General features: G+C 69.5%; 16 protein-coding genes. 14 read left to right on the top strand and 2 right to left on the bottom strand.

What is annotated here, in order from left to right; genetic code table 11:
* Positions 1-1,093 precede the first annotated feature (1,093 nt).
* The gene (locus NLX86_RS14540; RefSeq protein WP_254372102.1) at positions 1,094-1,555 is read left to right on the top strand and encodes a hypothetical protein; all 462 of its coding nucleotides are present in this window, start codon (positions 1,094-1,096) and stop codon (positions 1,553-1,555) included.
* 25 nt (positions 1,556-1,580) lie between these two features.
* Here the strand turns inward: NLX86_RS14540 and NLX86_RS14545 are convergent, their stop codons facing one another.
* A complete protein-coding gene (locus NLX86_RS14545) occupies positions 1,581-2,447 on the bottom strand; it encodes a helix-turn-helix transcriptional regulator (RefSeq protein WP_254372103.1) in 867 nt (288 codons plus the stop codon).
* Positions 2,448-3,110: 663 nt separating this feature from the next.
* On the opposite strand from NLX86_RS14545, the gene NLX86_RS14550 reads away from it, so the two are divergent.
* The 11 genes from NLX86_RS14550 (at position 3,111) to metF (ending at position 16,118) form a co-directional block, all read left to right on the top strand.
* Positions 3,111-3,890 (top strand): alpha/beta fold hydrolase, encoded by a 780-nt coding sequence (locus tag NLX86_RS14550; protein ID WP_254372104.1) that lies wholly within the window; start codon positions 3,111-3,113, stop codon positions 3,888-3,890.
* Between the two features lie 127 nt (positions 3,891-4,017).
* Entirely contained in the window at positions 4,018-4,710 is a 693-nt protein-coding gene (locus NLX86_RS14555; RefSeq protein ID WP_254372105.1) for a type 1 glutamine amidotransferase domain-containing protein, read from the top strand.
* Between the two features lie 90 nt (positions 4,711-4,800).
* Entirely contained in the window at positions 4,801-5,502 is a 702-nt protein-coding gene (locus NLX86_RS14560) for a phosphoribosylanthranilate isomerase (RefSeq protein ID WP_254372106.1), read from the top strand.
* Positions 5,502-6,173 (top strand): uracil phosphoribosyltransferase, encoded by a 672-nt coding sequence (gene upp / locus NLX86_RS14565; RefSeq protein ID WP_254372107.1) that lies wholly within the window; start codon positions 5,502-5,504, stop codon positions 6,171-6,173. The genes NLX86_RS14560 and upp overlap by 1 nt, the downstream gene beginning before the upstream one ends.
* An 89-nt stretch (positions 6,174-6,262) precedes the next feature.
* On the top strand, positions 6,263-6,946 hold the full coding sequence (locus tag NLX86_RS14570; RefSeq protein WP_254372108.1) for an NAD(P)H-dependent oxidoreductase: 684 nt from the start codon (positions 6,263-6,265) through the stop codon (positions 6,944-6,946).
* 132 nt (positions 6,947-7,078) lie between these two features.
* On the top strand, positions 7,079-11,158 hold the full coding sequence (locus NLX86_RS14575; RefSeq protein ID WP_254372109.1) for an amino acid adenylation domain-containing protein: 4,080 nt from the start codon (positions 7,079-7,081) through the stop codon (positions 11,156-11,158).
* A 4-nt stretch (positions 11,159-11,162) separates the two neighbouring features.
* Positions 11,163-12,128 (top strand): pseudouridine-5'-phosphate glycosidase, encoded by a 966-nt coding sequence (locus tag NLX86_RS14580; protein ID WP_254372110.1) that lies wholly within the window; start codon positions 11,163-11,165, stop codon positions 12,126-12,128.
* 68 nt (positions 12,129-12,196) lie between these two features.
* On the top strand, positions 12,197-12,919 hold the full coding sequence (locus tag NLX86_RS14585; protein ID WP_254372111.1) for a HemK2/MTQ2 family protein methyltransferase: 723 nt from the start codon (positions 12,197-12,199) through the stop codon (positions 12,917-12,919).
* Between the two features lie 105 nt (positions 12,920-13,024).
* Positions 13,025-14,233 (top strand): methionine adenosyltransferase, encoded by a 1,209-nt coding sequence (metK, locus tag NLX86_RS14590; RefSeq protein ID WP_254372112.1) that lies wholly within the window; start codon positions 13,025-13,027, stop codon positions 14,231-14,233.
* Between the two features lie 2 nt (positions 14,234-14,235).
* Positions 14,236-15,219, top strand: a complete 984-nt coding sequence (locus NLX86_RS14595) for a carbohydrate kinase family protein (protein WP_254372113.1) — start codon at positions 14,236-14,238, stop codon at positions 15,217-15,219.
* Positions 15,216-16,118 carry a methylenetetrahydrofolate reductase [NAD(P)H] gene (metF, locus tag NLX86_RS14600; RefSeq protein WP_254372114.1) on the top strand — a complete coding sequence of 301 codons (903 nt, stop codon included), beginning with the start codon at positions 15,216-15,218 and terminating at the stop codon, positions 16,116-16,118. Before NLX86_RS14595 ends, metF begins: the two co-directional genes overlap by 4 nt.
* A gap of 91 nt (positions 16,119-16,209) precedes the next feature.
* Here the strand turns inward: metF and NLX86_RS14605 are convergent, their stop codons facing one another.
* Positions 16,210-17,085 carry a LysR family transcriptional regulator gene (locus NLX86_RS14605; RefSeq protein WP_254372115.1) on the bottom strand — a complete coding sequence of 292 codons (876 nt, stop codon included), beginning with the start codon at positions 17,083-17,085 and terminating at the stop codon, positions 16,210-16,212.
* Between the two features lie 267 nt (positions 17,086-17,352).
* Here NLX86_RS14605 and NLX86_RS14610 point away from each other — a divergent pair, with 267 nt between their 5' ends.
* Positions 17,353-17,994 carry a disulfide bond formation protein DsbA gene (locus tag NLX86_RS14610; protein WP_254372116.1) on the top strand — a complete coding sequence of 214 codons (642 nt, stop codon included), beginning with the start codon at positions 17,353-17,355 and terminating at the stop codon, positions 17,992-17,994.
* 52 nt (positions 17,995-18,046) lie between these two features.
* The gene (locus tag NLX86_RS14615) at positions 18,047-19,000 is read left to right on the top strand and encodes an EamA family transporter (protein ID WP_254372117.1); all 954 of its coding nucleotides are present in this window, start codon (positions 18,047-18,049) and stop codon (positions 18,998-19,000) included.
* Positions 19,001-19,159 lie beyond the last annotated feature (159 nt).

Raw genomic sequence — 19,159 nt, forward strand, 5'->3', positions numbered from 1 at the left:
CCAATCAGCCGGTCAAGCGATCACTCACCGCCTACGATCACTGACCGCAACGACACCCCTTGGACTCATTCATCTAGGGGAGTTCGCGTGCACCCCATCGGGCGCCGCGCGTCAGCCGGCTCTACAGCCCCGCGAGTCCGGCGGGATCGAGCAGTCCGCCGGCGCCGTCGTCCTCCTCCACCGTGAGGACTGCAGCACGCCCGAGTCGGCAGGTCGACCCCGTCATGGCCGGGACCGTCGCATGATCGACATGGGCGTCGTGCGACCTCTCCGGCGGCGCCCTGACTCGATATGGCCGAGTTCGATGCGGGCCATCAGGCCGACGCCGAACTCCGCCGCTCGATACCTGCTCAGTTTCGGCCAGATTTCGGAACATCTCACCACGGCGGATGTCTGACATTTATCGTGGCTGCGGCAAGCTCGAGCCTCGGTACGCGGAACTGAGGTCGGCCGACACGTTCAGGGGGAGCGATATAAGGTATGCATAAACGGGGTCATCACCACACCTTGCTCGCCATGTCGGTCTGAAAACACCTCGCGCCCAGCAGGCGCGAGATACGGGGGCTTCCGGACCGATAGCTTGGCCACAAGAGCGAACTTCGCAGCCCGAAGATTCGACGATGAGCTGCAGCGACGGAGAAGTCTCAGCCATCACGTCGCCCTCATTGCACGTCCGCGATCGAATTCGCGAGCCGGGCTTCGAACGTGTCCGCCTTGAGCAGGCAGCAATCCACATGCACCGTTCACCCGGAACCAATGCTCACGTTGCAGACACATACGACACATAGGGGTTTCCAGCACGTCGACAACCTAGTGAAACAACGCTCGCGTGCCCATACGACGCCGCGAGCAGCCGTGTACAGAAGGGGGAATGCACAATGCCCAGGGTAGGCCGCTCACAAACCCGGCGCCAGGAACCGGAAAGAGGGATCGACGGTCGGCGGCAGCATATCGGGACGGGATTCACGGAATGAATCGGATCCCCCGTCGCAACAATCCCGAATCCGGAGTCCTCCCGGAATTCTACCGCAATCTACGCGCCGACCGACTGCACTTTCAGGCCGAACGGGAAAGTGAGCGCCTGATCGCCTCCATGCCCCTCCCGGACCCCTTCGACTTCGACCAGCTGGTCGGGAACATCGCGGAGGCCAGCGGCCGACGGATCGTCATCAAGCCGATCCCGGACCACCTGACCGGAATTGACGGCATGTGCGGCCTCCTCATCAAGCACGACACACATCCGGTCGACCTGATCCTCCACCCTAAGGGCTGCTCGCCGTCCCACGAACTCGAGTTGAAGGTGCACCAGCTGGTGCACCTCTGGGCCGGGGACAACACCGGCATCGTCAGATCGCCCGACATCCTGCGGGCAGGCGCGGTGACGCCGGACGGCGGGCCCTCGACGACCGGGCCCCAGGATCACGACGCGCTCATCGAACTGCGCGCCGACAACGTGGTGCGGCTCATCGGCCAGAGGAGCACGCACCGGGCCGTCGGCGGGGGCCGGCCGCCGCGCACCGTCCCGCACCGTGGCGGAGCCACGGTGCGGCCGTGAATCCCGGCAGCTGCCGCCGAATCGATTACGCCGAGCGCCCGTTCTCGTCATCGGCCAAGATCTCCCCCATCGTCTCGCCGATGAAGTCGCGGAGCTGGTCCCAGGATTCCTTGGGCATGTCCTGGCCCGCACCGCGCGCGACCATCACGGTGAACCTGTTGCGCACGGCCCGGGTCGACAGGATCAGGGCGTCGACCTCCGGATCGTCCTGCCGGAAGTAGACCGGCGGCACGTCGAAGGCGAGCGCCAGGGCATCGAGGGCCTCCTCCTCCGGTTCGGCGACCTCGCCGGCCCGCAGTGCCCGGATCGTGGCCTCGGTGAGCACCGTGGAGCCGCTCTTCCGGTTCCCCTCGGACGCGAGGTGCGCGTCCGAGGGCGCCACCCCTCCGTAGACCTCGGTGCGCAGCGACTCCAACTTGCGGGCCACGCGAGCGCCGTCGGCCGACGGCTCCTCCTCCGGCTCTTCGGGCCGCCCGAAGGAACGCCGCTGCGCGGCGAGCAGTTCGGCGCGGGTCACGTTGTAGGCGGCGGCCAGCGCCGTCACCGCCTGGTCGGACAGCGGCCGCTTGCCCTGTTCGGCGGCCCTTACCGGCATGGGGGACGAGGTGTTGGTGTAGCGCGCCGTGTCCGCCTGGGTCATCCCCGCGTCGCACCGCAGGTCAGCGAGATTCGGTGATTCGGTGCGCGGAAAGAGTTCATTCAGATCGGCATCCAGGAATGCGGCGATCGCCGGCAATCGCTCCGGAGGGGGAGCTGCCAAGCCGTTCTCCCAGCGATAGACGGCGTTCGCCTTCACGTGAAGTCCCTCGGCCAGAGTGGACTGCGACAGGCGTTTGATTACACGGCGGTCACGCAACTTACCGCCGTCGAAGACGCGGTCGGGCATAGGCATGCTCCACAAGGTAAGGGCTGAAGGGATTCTAGTGCCCGCCAGGGGAAGATCTTGACATGCGAGATATCGGCATACGCTCGTGACCAACGCCGGAGTCACACCCGCCCTCGAGAATGTTGCCCGCACCGCGCCTAATTTGTCATGATTTTTCCATGTTTACTGATCTTTCTTTGGGGTCGTCGCACATCTCCTGAGAGGGGCGGCGAGGCGCCGGACCATCCTCGAGTGACCCAGGAACGCTTGACGGGATCATCGGAAGTAGATAAATTCAGCTTCAGGTGATCGGGGGTGGTTGCCACATCGGACGACAGCCGCCACCTCGGGGATCGGGGAGGAGGCGCGAGCTCGGGGACGCCTCCTCCCGGGTCTCCGACACATCATGTCCGCGGCACAACCGCACTGCGCTCCGCCCCGAAGGCCGGTGCAACAACGCCGGAACGGCTGACGGCCATCCGGTCCCCGCACTATCCGTCCGACCTCCTCCCGGCGTAGTCGGACGGCGTTGTCGAAATTCCCGTGCATCTGCATCCGGCGGAACACGGCGGCCCGCCTCCACTCGAATCCGGTGGGGCCGACGGAATTCGCCGTGCACTCTCCCATCCCACTTTCCGATTTCGCGCACCCGCGCATTCTTTTTCACGTCGTCACAGGAGGCGATCCGTCATGCCCATGATCTCCGTCGGTAACTCGCGTATCCACTACACCGTGACCGGCGAGGGTCCGGCCCTGTTGCTGGTGCACGGCGTGGGCAAGGGCGGCCAGGTCACCTTCGGCCACCTCGTCGAGGAGTTCGCCCGCCGCAACACCGTCATCCTTCCCGAGCTGTCCGGCAGCGAGACCGCTGCGGACGACGGCACGCCGCTGACCGTCGAGCAGCTCGCCGACGAGGTCGCCGCCGTGATCGAGCATGCCGGCCTCGGCCCCGTGGACCTGGTGGGCTTCTCGCTCGGCGGGGCCATCGTCGCCGCCACCGCCGCCCTTCACCCCGAGCGCGTTCGCCGCCTGATCCCCGTCGGCGGCCTGGTCAAGTCGGACCTCTACATCCAGAACCTGATCGGTCTGACCCTGAGCCAGAAGCACGACCCGAAGGCCTTCGGCCGCGTGCTCAGCACCACCGCCTTCAGCCCGCGCTTCATCCGCAGCCAGCCCAGCCTGAGCGACGTCGAGAACCTCGGCTCCGAGCTGAGCCCCTCCAGCGGCCGCATCCGCCAGCTCGAGCTGCTCGTCCAGGTGGACATCCGCGACCTGGTCGGGAAGGTTCAGGCCGAGACCCTCGTCCTGGCCCCGTACCCGGACGCCGCGGTGCCCGCCGAGCACTCCCGTGAGCTGGCCGCCGCCATCCCGAACTCCTCTTACACCGAGATCGACAGCGGTCACATGGTGATCTTCGAGAAGCCGGTCGAGTTCGTGAAGCTGGTCCAGGACTTCATCCACAAGGCCTGACGCCCGCCGAGCACGACCCGACCCGGCCGTTCACCACAATCCCGGGCGCGGCCCCGCCGGACTCGGCGGTCGCGTGGCGGCGCCCCGACCACCCGCGGAGCACTCCGCAGCGATTCCAGGAGGAAGCATGGCCAAGATCCTGCTTGCCGTCAGCAGCCACGAGACCTTGGGGGACACCGGCAACCGGACGGGCTACAGCGTCTCCGAGGCGGCCCACCCCTACAACGTCTTCATCGGCGCCGGCCACGAGGTCGACTTCGTCTCCGTGCGCGGCGGTGAGCCGCCGGCCGTCGTCTTCGACGGCGAGGAGAACGACCCGGAGATGATCGGCTTCCTGGCCGACGAGACCGTCAAGGGCAAGCTCGTGGCGACCCGCCGGGCGGCCGACGTGGACCCCTCCGAGTACTCCGCGATCTTCTACGTCGGCGGCCACGGCGCCATGTGGGACTTTCCCGACTCCCCGGACCTGGCCCGCATCGCCATGGACATCCACGGCCGCGGCGGGGTCGTCTCCGCCGTCTGCCACGGCCCGGCCGCCCTCGTCAACCTGCGCCTGCCGGACGGTACCCACCTCGTGCGCGGCAAGCGCGTCGCCTCCTTCAGCAACGAGGAGGAGAACTCGCTGGGCCTCGTTGAGGTCATGCCCTTCCTCCTCGAAGACCGGCTGAAGGAGACCGGGGCGCTGCACGCCAAGGCGCCCATGTACGAGGCCCACACCGAGAGCGACGGCCGGGTCATCACGGGGCAGAACCCCGCCTCCGCCGCCCCCGTGGCGCGGCTCGTCGTCGCCGAGCTCGACCGGGCCGCCGGCGACCGCTGAGGCGATCCCCGGTTCCACCGCCGTCGTCACCGGACGAATCCCATTGCAGATCGGCCCCGGCTCGGACCGCCGCGGCCCAAGGAGGCAGACATGTACGGCTTGATCCAGGTCGCGGGCATCATCGACCAGTCCGAGGCCGACCTCATCATCGAGGAGGGCGCGGACTGGCTCGGCTTCGCCCTGCGCCTTCCCGCCAAGAACGAGGACCTGTCGGAGGCCGAGGCCGCCGCCATCGTCAAGGCGATCCAGCCCGACAACAAGGGCGTCATCATCACCTACCTGACCGATGCCGACGAAATCGCCGCCTTCTGCGCCGAGATGGGCGTCGGCGCGATCCAGCTCCACGGCGACGTGACCTCCGCCGAGCTGCGTCGGCTGCGCACCCTGGCCCCGGACCTCTACGTCCTCAAGAGCCTCGTGGTGAAGACGGACAACATCGACGAGCTCCGCGAGGTCGTCGAGACCTCCGCCGAGTGGATCGACATGTTCATCACCGACAGCTTCAACCCGGCCACCGGCGCCAAGGGGGCGACCGGGCTGACCCACGACTGGGCCGTCAGCGCCGAACTCGTCCGGATCTCCCCCAAGCCCCTGATGCTGGCCGGGGGGCTCACCCCGGAGAACGTCGCGGCGGCCATCGAGGCCGTCCGCCCCGCCGCCGTGGACTCGCACACCGGCCTGGAGGACCCCACCACCCGGCGCAAGGACCGCCAGAAGGTGCGCACCTTCGTGCAGGAGGCCCGCGCCGCCTTCGCCCGGGTCGCCGCGGAGGACGGGCGGAGCCGATCCTGATGACCATGCGAACCGAGCCGCTCCGAGGCGTGACCCACCTCCTGCCCCAGACCAACCGGCTGCGCGCCCTGCACTCGATCGTCCGTGACCACCAGGCCAAGCGGGAGGACTTCGTCCCCGCCGCCAACCGGATCATCCGCGGGCTCCTCGACGCCGCGCTGGACCTGCTCCCCTACGAGCCCCGCGATGTCCGCACCCCGGTCGGCCGGACCTACCACGGCCTCTCCCTGGCCTCCCGGGTCTACGGCGTCTCCATCGCCCGGGCCGGCGACAGCATGGAGTCCGAGCTGCGCGTGATGGCGCCGGAGACCCGCCTGGGCAAGATCCTGATCCAGCGGGACAAGGTCACCAAACTCCCGCACCTGCACTACGCGGCGCTGCCCGCCGGCATCGACCGGGGCCACGTGCTGCTCCTCGACCCCATGCTCGCCACCGGCGGCACCGCGCTGGCCGCGATCGGCGTGCTGCTCGACCACGGCGTGCCCGAGGAGCACATCGTCTTCGTGAACCTGCTCTCCGCCCCCGAAGGGATCAAGGTCGTCCACCACCGTCACCCCAAGGTGCGGATCGTGACCTCCTCCATCGAGGAGCGCCTCAACGAGCACGCGTTCATGCTTCCCGGCATCGGCGATTTCGGCGACCGCTACTTCGGGACCGACACCCCGGCGTGAGCGCCCTCCCCGTCGGAGCGGGCGGGGCTCCGCACCCCTGGGATCCCGCCCCTCCGGCCCTTCGACCATCGCACTAAGGAGCACTCCCCGTGTCCACCGCCGACACATCCTCGTCGACGACGAAGATCTCGATCGTTTACTACTCGGGCACCGGCAACATCCACAAGCTCGCCGTGGCCGCCGAGGAGGCCGCCGCGAAGACCGGCGCCGATGTCCGGTTGCGCCGGGTCCCCGAGTACGTCGAGGCGTCCCTGGCCCCCGAGTTCACCGAGTGGACCGAGGCGTGGCGCGAGAACGCCGAAGCCATCGCGGACATTCCCACCGCCGCCGCCGATGACCTCGACTGGGCCGACGCGATCCTGCTCGGCGGCCCCGGCCGGTTCGGCATGATCGCTGCGCCGCTCAAGCACTTCATCGACCTCGCCTGGCCCCTCAACGCGCGCGGGGGCCTGTCGGGCAAGGTCATGTCGTCGTTCACCTCGACGGGCGCCCCGCACGGCGGCCAGGAAGCGACGATCCTGTCGCTGAACACAGTCTTCTACCACTGGGGCGGGATCATCGTGCCGCCCGGCATCACCGACGACATCATGACGGCGCCCAGCAACGGCAACCCCTACGGCGTCAGCTCCGTCTCCGGTCGGCAGGCGATTCCGGGCCGGCTGGCGGAGAACGTCACCGAGGACAACCTCGCCGCCATTGCCTACCAGACCCGCCGCATGGTCGAGGTCGCCGACGCTCTGCGAAGGGGCCGGACAGCCGACGCGGACCGGTGACCACCCGTCAGCGCCTCGGCACGGCCACGGAACACTCGGCTGGTCCCCACATCGGCCGAGTGTTCGTCACGGGCGGGTTACCACCGGAACCCGCCCACCACACGGCACGCACGCACACCCAGGGGGACTCACATGACCACCGACGCGTCTGACCGGACCCCGGCCACCCGCCTGTCGTTGCCCGAACTGCTCCTGCGCACCGCCGCCGAACGCCCGGACGACACGGCGGTGATCAGCGGCGACGAACACGTGACCTTCGCCGGACTGGTGGGGCGAAGCCGAGGATTGGCCGGACATTTACGGGACCTCGGCGTGACCGCCGACCAGTGCGTGGGGCTGTTCATCGAGCCCTCGTCCGACCTGATGATCGGGGTGTGGGGCATCCTGTTCGCGGGCGGTGCCTACCTGCCGCTCGCCCCGGAGTACCCCGAAGAGCGCCTGCGCTACATGATCGAGCACTCAGGCGCGAAGGTGATCGTCGCCCAAGGCCACCTCGTCGAGCGCCTGGCCGCGCTGGCCCCCGCAGACACCGTGATCGTCCGGGTCGAGGACGCCCTCAAGGGCGCCCCCGGCGCGGACGTCGACATCGCCCCCGACTCGCTGGCCTACGTCATCTACACCTCGGGCAGCACCGGCCGGCCCAAGGGCGTCATGATCGAGCACCGGAGCATCGCCAACCAGATGTCCTGGCTACGGGCTGCCCACGGCATCGACCGCACCCGGGTCATCCTGCAGAAAACGCCGATCAGCTTCGACGCCGCCCAGTGGGAGATCCTCGCCCCGGCCGTCGGTTCCGTCGTCGTGATGGGCGGCGCCGGCATCCACCGGGACGCCGAACGGCTGGTGCACGCGGTCAAGACCCACGCCGTGACCACGCTCCAGTGCGTCCCGACCCTGCTCCAAGCGCTTCTGGACACGCAGGAGTTCGACTCCTGCCTCTCGCTGGAGCAGGTCTTCACCGGCGGCGAGGCCCTCTCCAAGCCCTTGGCCCGCGCCTGCCTGGAGACCCTCCCCGGGTGCGATCTGATCAACCTCTACGGGCCGACCGAGTGCACGATCAACTCGTCGTCCTTCACCGTGGCCAAGTCCACCGTCGGCGACGGCCCCAACTCGATCTCCATCGGCGCCCCGGTCGACGCCACCGAGTACCACATCCTCGGCCCCGACCTCACCGAACTGGCAGTGGGCGAGATCGGCGAGCTGTACATCGGCGGCGTCCAGGTCGCGCGCGGCTACCTGCACCGGCCTGACCTGACCGAGCAGCGTTTCACGGACAACCCGTTCGGTCCCGGGCGGCTCTTCCGGACCGGCGACCTGGCCTACTGGAACGCCGACGGCACCGTCCAGTTCATCGGCCGCGCCGACAACCAGGTCAAGCTGCGCGGGTTCCGTGTGGAGCTCGACGAGATCAGACTCGCCATCGAGACCCACGACTGGGTCCGGCACGCGGCCGTGCTGGTCAAGGACGACCCGAGGACAGGCTTCCAGAACCTGATCGCCTGCGTCGAACTCGACCCGAAGGAAGCCGCCCTGATGGACCAGGGGAGCCACGGCGCGCACCACCAGTCCAAGGAGAGCAAGCTCCAGGTCAAGGCCCAGCTGTCGAACCCGGGCGTACGGTCCGCAGCCGAGCTCGCCGGCCTCCCCGTCCTCGACCTGCCCGGTCGGACACCTACGCCGGCCCAGCGCAGCCTCGCCTTCGCCCGCAAGACCTACCGCTTCTACGAGGGCGGTGCCCCGGTGGCGGAGGCCGACCTGCTGAAGCTGCTGGCCCGCCGCCCCGCCGCCATGCGCGGGCGGGAGCTCGCGGAGCTGGACACCGACGAACTCGGCGCGATCCTGCGGAACCTCGGGCAGCACCTGAGCCCGGAGCGGCTGCTCCCCAAGTACGCCTACGCCTCACCCGGTTCCCTCTATGCCACCCAGCTGTACCTGGAGATCACCGGCTTCCCGGGAATCCCCTCTGGCATCCACTACCACCACCCGATCAACCACCAGTTGGTGCTGATCTCCGAGACCCCTGAGACGGAAGACGCGGCCGCGGGCCCCCGGATCCGGGCCCACTTCCTGGGCCGGCGCGGTGCCATCGAGCCCGTCTACAAGAAGAACATCCGGGAGGTCCTGGAGATCGAGGCCGGCCACATGGTCGGACTCTTCGAGGAGGTCCTGCCGCAGTACGGCCTCGACATCGAAGCCGCCCCGTTCGTCCCGGAGGTCAAGGCCGGGCTGCGGGTCGCCGACGAGGACCACTACCTCGGCGCCTTCGACTGGGTGCCCTACCGGCGCCCCCGCACGGACGAGGACATCGACCTGTACGTCCAGATCCATCCCGGCAAGGGGCTGGACCGGCCGGCCGGACAGTACATCTACGAGGGCGACCGGATGCGCCTCGTCTCCCGCGACCTGATCCTGCGCAAGCACGTCATCGCGATCAACCAGGCGGTCTACGACCGGGCGGGCTTCGGCGTCTCGGTGGTCAGCCGCAGTCCGCAGGAGTGGCGGCGCTACATCGACCTCGGCCGCACGCTCCAGCGCCTGTCGATGAACGACCTCGACATCGGCTTCATGTCCTCGGGCTACAGCTCGCAGGGCGGCGACGACCTGCCCTCCGCCCGGCGGATCGACGGCATCCTGCGCGAGCTCGGCCGGCCCGGCGGCGCCTCGTACTTCTTCGTCGGCGGCCGGGTGAGCCAGGAGCAGCGGCGGCACGAAGGCATGCGGGAGGACGTGGTCCACATGCGGGGGCCCGCGGAGCTGATCCGCGACGACCTCGTCAACTACCTGCCGGACTACATGATCCCGAACAAGGTCGTCGTCCTCAATGCTCTGCCGACCACCGCTAACGGCAAGATCGACCTCAAGGCTCTCGCCGTCTCCGACAAGGTGGACGTGGGGGCGGCCGACCGTCCCTTCATGGCCCCCCGGAACGAGACCGAACGCCGGGTGGCCGCGCTGTGGAAGCAGGCGATGAAGCAGGAGAGCGTCTCCGTGCAGGACGACTTCTTCGCCTGCGGCGGCAACTCACTGCTCGCCGTCGGCCTGATCAACCGGATCAACCGGACGTTCGGGGCCGACCTGCCGCTCGAGGCCATATTCACCTCGTCGACCGTGGAGGGGCTGGCCCGCCGGATCGCCGGCGAGTCGACGAGCGACACCTCGCGCCTGGTCCCCTTGCAGCAGGAGGGCTCCGGACGCCCCATCCACTGCTGGCCCGGTCTGGGCGGCTACCCCATGAACCTGCGGCTCCTGGGCGAGCGGCTGGGCACGGACAGGCCGTTCCTCGGGGTGCAGGCTCACGGGATCAACCCGGGCGAGGCGCCGTACAAGACGATCAGGGAGATGGCGGCCGAGGACGTCAAGGCCATCAGGGAGGTCCAGCCCGAAGGCCCGTACACGTTGTGGGGCTACTCCTTCGGAGCCCGGGTCGCCTTCGAGACCGCGTACCAGCTGGAGGAGGCCGGCCACACCGTCGACCATGTCTTCCTGATCGCCCCCGGCTCGCCCAAGGTCCGCACGGACGGCGCGGCCGGCGAGGAGCGTGTCGCCACCTACGCCAACAGGGCCTACGTGACGATCCTCTTCTCGGTCTTCACGGGCACGATCAGCAGTCCCCTGCTGGAGAAGTGCCTCGCCGTGGTCAAGGACGACGAGAGTTTCGCCGGCTTCATCAGCGAGAACCTCCCGAACCTCGACATCGACCTGGTGCGCCGGATCATCCAGGTCGTCGGGACGACCTTCGAGTTCAGCTACACCTTCCGCGAACTGCGGGAGCGACGGATCTCGGCGCCCATCACCATCTTCAAGGCACAGGGGGACGAGTACTCGTTCCTCGACGGCAGCAGCGGCTACTCCTCCGCCCCGCCGACCGTCGTCGAGTTGGAGGCCGACCACTACTCCCTGCTCAGGGCACCGGACATCGACGAGCTCGCGACGGCCATCCGCCGGCGCCTGAACATCCGGAAGGACACCGTCATGCCGCACGTCAACATCAAGCACTTTCCGATGGCACTCAGCGACGAGCAGCAGTCCGAGCTGGTGTCGGCGGTGACCAAGGCGGTCACCGACGCCTTCGGCTGCGACGAGGGGGTGGTGTCGATCGCGGTCGAGTCGATCGACAAGGAGCTCTGGAACGAGGAGGTCTACATCCCGGAGATCGTTAACCGCAGACACATCCTCGGCAAGGTACCGAACTACGGCCCCGACACCCACTGAAAAGATGGCTGTGACCACTACGACCTCTCTTCCCCACAAGGACATCCCGCTCGTCTTCAGTGCCGAGGTGGCCGACGCGCTCCACGAAGGCCGCCCGGTGGTGGCGCTGGAGTCCAACGTCATCACCCACGGCCTGCCGTACCCGGACAACGCCGCGACCGCCCGGAAGGTCGAGGAGGCCGTCCGGGCGGGCGGCTCGGTCCCGGCCACGATCGCCGTGGAAAGCGGCAAGATCGTGGTCGGCATGACCGACGCCGACATCGACCGGTTCGCCTCGACGCTGGGCATCCCCAAGGTCAGCAGCCGGGACATGCCCGTCGTCTTGGCACAGGGCCGGATGGGCGCGCTGACGGTCGCCTCCTCCGTGGTGGCGGCCGAACTCGCGGGTATTCCGTTCTTCTCCTCGGCCGGCATCGGCGGGGTGCACCGGGGCGCGGACAAGACCATGGACGTGTCCTCCGACCTGATCCAGTTCACGCGCTCCAAGGTCGCGGTGGTGTGCGCCGGCGGGAAGAAGATCCTGGACCTCGGCCTGACGCTGGAGTACCTGGAGACCCAGTGCGTACCGGTGGTCTCGTACCGGTCGGACGACTTCCCCGCCTTCTACTGCGTGTCCAGCGGTTTCCGCAGCCCGATGCGGCTGGACGACGACGAGGTGATCGCCCGGTCGATTGAGAACCACTGGGCGCTGGGCAACAACAGCTCGTTCCTGATCACCACGCCGGTCCGGCCGGAGGAGGCGATCGACAGCGACGAGGTCGACGCCGCGATCACCGAGGCCATGGCCGCCGCCGACCGGGATGGCATCCGGGGCCAGGCGATCACGAAGTACCTGATGCGTGCGGTGGACGCGGCTACAGAAGGCCGCTCGTCCAAGGCCAACATGGCCGTGCTCATCAGCACGGCCGAGGTCGGCGGCCGACTGGCCGCGGCGCACGCCCAGCTCCGGGCCGGGTCCCGGTCCGTCTGACAGACGCCCCTACCCCCCACCAACCGAGCGCGTTCCCTCGCGCACGACACACAAATGGATACGACACCATGACGAAGCTCGACCACCAGTCCACGTCCGAAGCCGAGTCCTACCGCCCGCTCGTCTCCCAGGAGCGGGTGAAGGAGATCAAGGAACTGCGCCAGGCCATGGCCTCGCAGGGCGGCGGCGAGGAAGGCGAGCAGACCCACCCGTTCCTGGGCCTGACCCTGCGGGTCCCCTCGCAGGTCATGACCCCCTGCCCCGTGTCCCCGATGCTCGGCGGCGCGGTCTTCGCCGAGGTCGAACCGGGTGACCGGGTCCTCGACATGGGCACCGGCAGCGGTTCGCTGGCCCTGATCGCTGCCAAGAAGGGCGCCGATGTCCTGGCGGTGGACCTCAACCCGCACGCCGTGGCCGCCGTCCGTGTCAACGCGGAGCTGAACGGGGTCGCCGACCTCGTCGAGTCGCGCGAGAGTGACGTCTTCAATTCGGTCGAGGGCCGCTTCGACCTGATCGTCTTCAACCCGCCGTTCCAGTGGTTCGCCGCCACCGACTACGCGGACGTCGCGGGCACCGACGCCGGCTACCAGGCACTGACCCGCTTCTTCCGCGAGGCCCGCGCCCACCTGACGGAGAAGGGCCGCATGATCCTCTTCTTCAGCACCATGGGTGACGTGGAGTACTTCGAGAAGCTGGTGGCCGACGAGGGCTTCGACCACGAGGTGGTCTTCTCCACCACCCGGCCCGTCTTCGACGTGCCGGTCGAGTTCACCGTGCACCGCGTGTCCTGATCCCGGACACCCACCGGGGCCTCCCCCCCATCGGGGAGGCCCCGGCCCGCCGCAGGCCGTGCCGGTCCCCATCCACGCACGTCCGTACGACAGGAGCGCTACGCCGTGTCCCAACGTCTGTTCACCTCCGAATCGGTGACCGAGGGCCATCCCGACAAGATCGCCGACCGGATCAGCGACACTGTCCTCGACGCCCTGCTGGCCCAGGACCCGCGGTCCCGGGTGGCGGTGGAAACCCTGATCACCACCGGCCAGGTGCATGTGGCCGGCGAGGTGACCACTTCCGCCTGGGCCGACATCCCCGCGCTGGTGCGTGAGGCTGTCCTGGAGATCGGCTACGACTCGTCCGCGAAGGGCTTCGACGGCGCCTCCTGCGGCGTCTCGGTCTCCATCGGCGCGCAGTCCCCGGACATCGCGCAGGGTGTCGACACCGCGTACGAGAGGCGCGTCGAGGGCGACGAGGACGAGCTGGACCGGCAGGGCGCCGGTGACCAGGGCCTGATGTTCGGCTACGCCTGCGACGAGGCCCCGAACCTGATGCCGCTGCCGATCGAGGTGGCGCACCGGCTGTCGCGCCGGCTCACCGAGATCCGCAAGGACGGGACGATCCCGTACCTGCGTCCCGACGGCAAGACCCAGGTGACCATCGAGTACGACGGTGAGACCCCGGTCCGTCTGGACACGGTGGTGGTCTCCTCGCAGCACGCGGGCGGCATCGACCTCGACGCCCTGCTGATCCCCGACATCCGCGAGCACGTGGTGGAGTACGCGCTGGCCGGCCTGGTGGAGGACGGCATCAAGCTGGACACCGAGGGCTTCCGGCTGCTGGTGAACCCGACCGGCCGTTTCGAGATCGGCGGCCCGATGGGCGACGCCGGCCTCACCGGCCGCAAGATCATCATCGACACCTACGGCGGCATGGCCCGCCACGGCGGCGGTGCCTTCTCGGGCAAGGACCCGTCGAAGGTCGACCGTTCCGCCGCGTACGCGATGCGCTGGGTCGCGAAGAACGTGGTCGCGGCCGGTCTGGCCTCGCGCTGCGAGGTCCAGGTCGCGTACGCGATCGGCAAGGCCGAGCCCGTCGGCCTGTTCGTCGAGACCTTCGGCACCGCCAAGACCGACGTGTCCAGGATCCAGAACGCCATCACGGAGGTCTTCGACCTGCGCCCGGCCGCGATCGTCCGCGACCTCGACCTGCTCCGTCCGATCTACGCCCAGACGGCCGCCTACGGCCACTTCGGCCGCGAACTGCCCGCGTTCACCTGGGAGCGGACCGACCGCGCCGAGGCCCTCCGCGCGGCCGCTGGGATGTGATCATGGATATCGCCGTCACCGGATCCATCGCCACCGACCACCTGGCGACCTTCCCGGGGCGCTTCGCCGAGCAGATCATCCCCGAGCGCCTGGCGACGATCTCCCTGTCGTTCCTCGTGGATGACCTTCAGGTGCGCCGGGGCGGCGTTGCCGCGAACATCTGTTTCGGGCTGGGCCAGCTCGGGCTGGCCCCGGTGCTGGTTGGCGCCGCCGGCACGGACTTCGCCGAGTACGACGCCCGGCTGCGTGCCTCCGGTGTGGACACCGGATCGGTCCGGCTCAGCACCACGCGCCACACCGCCCGCTTCATGTGCACGACCGACGTCGACCACAACCAGATCGCCTCCTTCTACCCGGGCGCCATGGTGGAGGCCCAGGAGATCGACCTGGCCGAGGTCGTGGACCGCGTCGGCGTCCTCGACCTCGTCCTGGTCGCCCCCGACGTGCCGGAGGCGATGGTCCGCCACACCAGGGCGGCGCACGCCGCCGGCATCCCGGTCGCGGCCGACCCCTCGCAGCAACTGGCGCGGCTCGACGACGAGTCGACCCGGCTGCTCGTGGACGGGGCTCGGTTCCTCTTCACCAACGCGTACGAGAGCGCGCTGCTGCGGCAGCGGACCGGGTGGAGCGAGGCCGAGGTGCTGGCGCGCGTCGGCGTGTGGATCGTCACCCGGGGCGCTGACGGGGTCTCGATCCTGACCGCCGACGGGCCGGCCGAGCACGTGCCCGCCGTCGCGACGGACCAGCCCACCGACCCCACCGGTGTGGGCGACGCCTTCCGGGCCGGCTTCCTCGCGGGCCTGTCTCGGGGAATGCCCCACCGCCGCGCGGCCCAACTGGGCTGCGCCGTAGCCACGATCGTCCTCGAGTCCTTCGGCACCCAGGAGTACAAGCTGCTTCCCTGGGACCTGTCGGAGCGACTGCTGCGGGCCTACGGGGCCGAGGCGGCGGCGGACATCGGCGCGTGGCCCGGGGAGCCCGCGTGACGGAGCTGCGCGAGCTCCTCGCCACCGGGACCCGCTCGTTCTCCTTCGAGTTCTTCCCGCCCCGGACGGAGGCGGGCGCAGCCGCCCTGTGGGAGGCGATCCGCCGGATCGAGGCGTTCGCCCCGAGCTTCGTCTCGGTCACCTACGGGGCCGGGGGATCGTCCCGGGACCGCACGGTCGAGCTGACGAAGCGGATCGCGGCGGAGACCACGCTGCGCCCGGTGGCCCACCTGACGGCGGTGGCGCACTCGGTCGCCGAACTGCGGCACGTGATCGGCCAGTACGCGGACGCCGGCGTCCGGGACGTCCTGGCCCTGCGTGGGGACCCGCCGGGCGACCCGAACGCGCCCTGGATCCCGCACCCGAGCGGCTTCTCCCACGCCTGGGAGCTGGTCCGCCTGGTGCGGGAATCGGGAGCGTTCAGCGTCGGCGTGGCCGCGTTCCCCGAGCGCCATCCGCGCTCCCCCGACTGGGAGTCCGACGTCCGGCGCTTCGTGGCCAAGTGCCGCGCGGGCGCGGACTACGCGGTCACCCAGATGTTCTTCCGGGCCGAGGACTACCTACGGCTGCGGGACCGGGTCGTGGCGGCGGGATGCGACATCCCGATCATCCCCGCGATCATGCCGGCCACGGACGCCCGGCAGATCGCCCGGTTCGCCGAGCTGAGCGGGGCCACGTTCCCTGAGGACCTGGCCCGGCGACTGGAGGCGGTGGGCGGCGGGTCGGCGGGTCGGCGGATCGGAGTCGACTTCGCGGTGGCCATGGCCGAGCGGCTGCTCGCCGAGGGCGTTCCCGGCCTGCACTACATCACGCTCAACCGGTCCACGGCGACCTCGGAGATCCACCGCGCGCTGCTCGGCTCCGGCCTGACCGAACACGCCCTGGCGGCCCGGGCCTGAGCCACTACCGCAACGGTCAGGGACGAGCCGGGGGCGGCCCCCACCCGCATCGGGTGGGGGCCGCCCCCGGCTCGTCCGCGCGCGCCTGCGTTCACTCCTCCTCGATGCCCAACAGCTCCAGGAAGGCGGCGGCCGCCGGGGTGCGGCTCTCCCGGCCCCAGATCACGTACTCGGCGCGGGCCGGTGCGTCCGTGACCTCGATCGTGGCCATCCCGGCCAGGCCCGCGACGTACGCGGGCGGGAGCAGGGCCACGCCCAGGCCCGCGCCGACCAGACGGGCCAGGTAGTCCGCGTTGGTCACCTCGAAGGCGACCTCGCGGGTGAGGCCGGCGGCGGTGAAGGCCAGATCGGACTGGGCCCGGCCGGCGGTCTTCGCCGGGAGGTCCACGAACACCTCTGAGGACAACCGACGGAGGTCGACCGAGGTCTCGCCGGCGAGCGGGTGGTCCGGGGAGACCACGGCGACCAGCCGCTCCCGGGCCAACTCCCGGGCCATGACGCCCCGGGGGCGGGCCGTGACCGGGATGCCGAGAAAGGCCACCTCGATCTCGCCCTGCCTGACCCGCTCGGCGAGCTCGTCGCTCGCTCCCACACTGAGGCTGATCCGAGCCTTCGGATGGCGCTGGTGGAAGTTCCTGAGGACGGTGGGAATGTCCACGGCGGCGACGGTGGGGATCAGCCCCACCGCGAGGCGTCCGCGCACCTCCCCGACGGCCGCCGCGACTTCGGCGGCGGCCCGCTCCGCCGCGTCCAGGCACTGGCGGGCGGCGGGCAGGAAGGCCGCGCCCGCCGGGGTCAGCCGGACCCGGCGGCTGGTGCGTTCGAAGAGCCTCGCACCCAGTTCCTTCTCCAGGCGCGCGATCTGGTGGCTGAGCGCGGACTGGACCACCAGGCAGCGTTGGGCAGCCCTCGTGAAGCTGTTCGTCTCGGCCACGGCGATCACGTACCGCATCTGCTGGAGCTCCATGGATCCATCGTGATACGAGATCCATCACGTGACAAGCATGTGTTGGACTCATTGATACCCCCGGCCCGACACTGGTGACGACCGCACACGGCAGGAACGTCCTCGGGCCGACTCCGCCGGGCGGGCCCTCGATCGAGGCCCCTCCGGCGTGCCCGGAAGCCGCGCCTCCGCTGCCCTCTCCCCTACCTCCCGCACCTGGGCGCACACCGCCGAGGCATGCCTGCGCGCGCCCTCGCGCCCGTGACACCGAAAGGACGAGCGACCGCCATGAGCACCACGCCACCGCGTTCCGAGACGACCATCGCCGACATCTGGGTGGACCCCCGCTGCCCTTGGGCGTGGATCACCTCACGCTGGATGCTGGAGGTGGAGCAGGTCCGGCCGCTGGAAACCCGTTTCCACATCATGAGCCTGTCGGTCCTCAACCAGGGCCGTGAGGTCCCGGAGAAGTACCGCCAGGGCATGATTGACGGCTGGGCCTGCGTGCGCGTGTGCGTCGCGGCACAGCAGCGGCACGGCAACGAGGTGCTGCGCCCCCTCTACAACGCCATGGGCCGTCTGATCCACCACGAGAAGGCCGGGCTCGGCCACGACATGATCCGCGCCGCCCTGGAGGAGGCAGGTCTGCCCGCCGACCTGATCGAGGCCGCGGAGGACACCTCTTGGGACGAGCCGCTGCGGGCCGAGCACCACGAGGGGATGGACCCGGTCGGTTCCGAGGTCGGCACCCCCGTGATCCACGTGCCCGGCCCGGATGGGAAGCCGCTGGCGTTCTTCGGCCCCGTGCTCACCCCCGCCCCCCGTGGCGAGGCCGCCGGAACACTCTGGGACGGCGTGCTGGCCGTGGCGAGCATCGACGGCTTCTTCGAGCTGAAGCGCGGCCGCGACCGCGACCCGATCTTCGACTGAGCTGGCTGGACGGACGTCGGGAGCCACGGTGATTCCCGCGGGATTGAGGCAGATGAAGAGCAGACAGAATGTACTCACGTCGGCCCTGACCGGCCTGGCTCCGGCGGTCTGGGGCAGCACCTACCTGGTGACAACCGAGCTGCTGCCACCGGACCGGCCGCTCCTGGCGACCACCATGCGGGCCCTGCCCGGCGGCCTGATCCTGCTGGCCCTCGGCCGGAAGCTTCCTGTCGGCATCTGGTGGTGGCGCGCGCTGGTGCTGGGCGTTCTGAACATCGGCGCCTTCAACTTCCTGCTCTTCGTCGCGGCCTACCGGCTGCCGGGCGGCATCGCCGCCATGATCATGTCGGCACAGCCCATGTTCGTCGTGATCCTCGCCGCCCTCTTCCTCGGTGAGAGGATCAGAGCCATCCACGCCCTGGCCTGCGCAATGGGCACCGGGGGCGTGGTGTTGCTCGTCTTCAGGGGCACGGCGTCGCTCGACACCATCGGAGTCCTCGCCGCAGTCGGCGGAGCTCTGTGCATGGCCTCGGGCATCACACTGACCAAGCGGTGGGGCCGGCCGGAGGGCGTCGGCCTGCTCACGTTCACCGGGTGGCAACTCACGGCGGGCGGTCTGGTCCTGCTGCCGTTCTGGCTGTCGCTGGAAGACCTTCCCGACGGTCTCACCGGCTCCAACGTCATCGGGTTCGCCTACCTCATCACCCTGGGCGCGGTCCTGAGCTACATCGTCTGGTTCCGAGGAATCGAACGCCTGCCGGCCGTGGCGGTCTCCTTCCTCGCGCTGGGCAGCCCGGTCGTGGCGACCCTGCTGGGCTACCTCTTCAAGGACGAGACGCTGTCTGCCCTCCAGATCGTCGGCATCGTCGTCATCTTCCTGGCGGTCGTGCTCGGCCAGCCGCGCCCACCCAAACCGAAGTCCGAGGAGACCCGCTCGGCTCCACCCCGCACCACCGTCTCGCACCTCCCCGACCAACCCGCTCTGGAACAGGAACGCAGCGGATAACGGCGGGCGCACCCCCCCACGCCATGACCTCCTCGTTGGACCCCAGCGCCATGAGGCATTCGCGTACCACGCCTGACCACATCCGGAGAGATGACATGACCATTCAAGAAGAGACAAACACTCCTGTAACGCCACAGAAGCAGGTGTCCCCGACCCGGG

It is taken from the genome of Streptomyces sp. A3M-1-3, from assembly GCF_024213665.1.
Lineage (GTDB): Bacteria > Actinomycetota > Actinomycetes > Streptomycetales > Streptomycetaceae > Streptomyces.

Coding starts and splice junctions, on each gene's coding strand:
- NLX86_RS14540 (WP_254372102.1), top strand. CDS start 1,094: ATGCCCCTCCCGGACCCCTTCGACTTCGACCAGCTGGTCGGGAACATC.
- NLX86_RS14545 (WP_254372103.1), bottom strand. CDS start 2,447: ATGCCTATGCCCGACCGCGTCTTCGACGGCGGTAAGTTGCGTGACCGC.
- NLX86_RS14550 (WP_254372104.1), top strand. CDS start 3,111: ATGCCCATGATCTCCGTCGGTAACTCGCGTATCCACTACACCGTGACC.
- NLX86_RS14555 (WP_254372105.1), top strand. CDS start 4,018: ATGGCCAAGATCCTGCTTGCCGTCAGCAGCCACGAGACCTTGGGGGAC.
- NLX86_RS14560 (WP_254372106.1), top strand. CDS start 4,801: ATGTACGGCTTGATCCAGGTCGCGGGCATCATCGACCAGTCCGAGGCC.
- upp (WP_254372107.1), top strand. CDS start 5,502: ATGACCATGCGAACCGAGCCGCTCCGAGGCGTGACCCACCTCCTGCCC.
- NLX86_RS14575 (WP_254372109.1), top strand. CDS start 7,079: ATGACCACCGACGCGTCTGACCGGACCCCGGCCACCCGCCTGTCGTTG.
- NLX86_RS14580 (WP_254372110.1), top strand. CDS start 11,163: ATGGCTGTGACCACTACGACCTCTCTTCCCCACAAGGACATCCCGCTC.
- NLX86_RS14585 (WP_254372111.1), top strand. CDS start 12,197: ATGACGAAGCTCGACCACCAGTCCACGTCCGAAGCCGAGTCCTACCGC.
- NLX86_RS14595 (WP_254372113.1), top strand. CDS start 14,236: ATGGATATCGCCGTCACCGGATCCATCGCCACCGACCACCTGGCGACC.
- NLX86_RS14605 (WP_254372115.1), bottom strand. CDS start 17,085: ATGGAGCTCCAGCAGATGCGGTACGTGATCGCCGTGGCCGAGACGAAC.
- NLX86_RS14610 (WP_254372116.1), top strand. CDS start 17,353: ATGAGCACCACGCCACCGCGTTCCGAGACGACCATCGCCGACATCTGG.
- NLX86_RS14615 (WP_254372117.1), top strand. CDS start 18,047: ATGAAGAGCAGACAGAATGTACTCACGTCGGCCCTGACCGGCCTGGCT.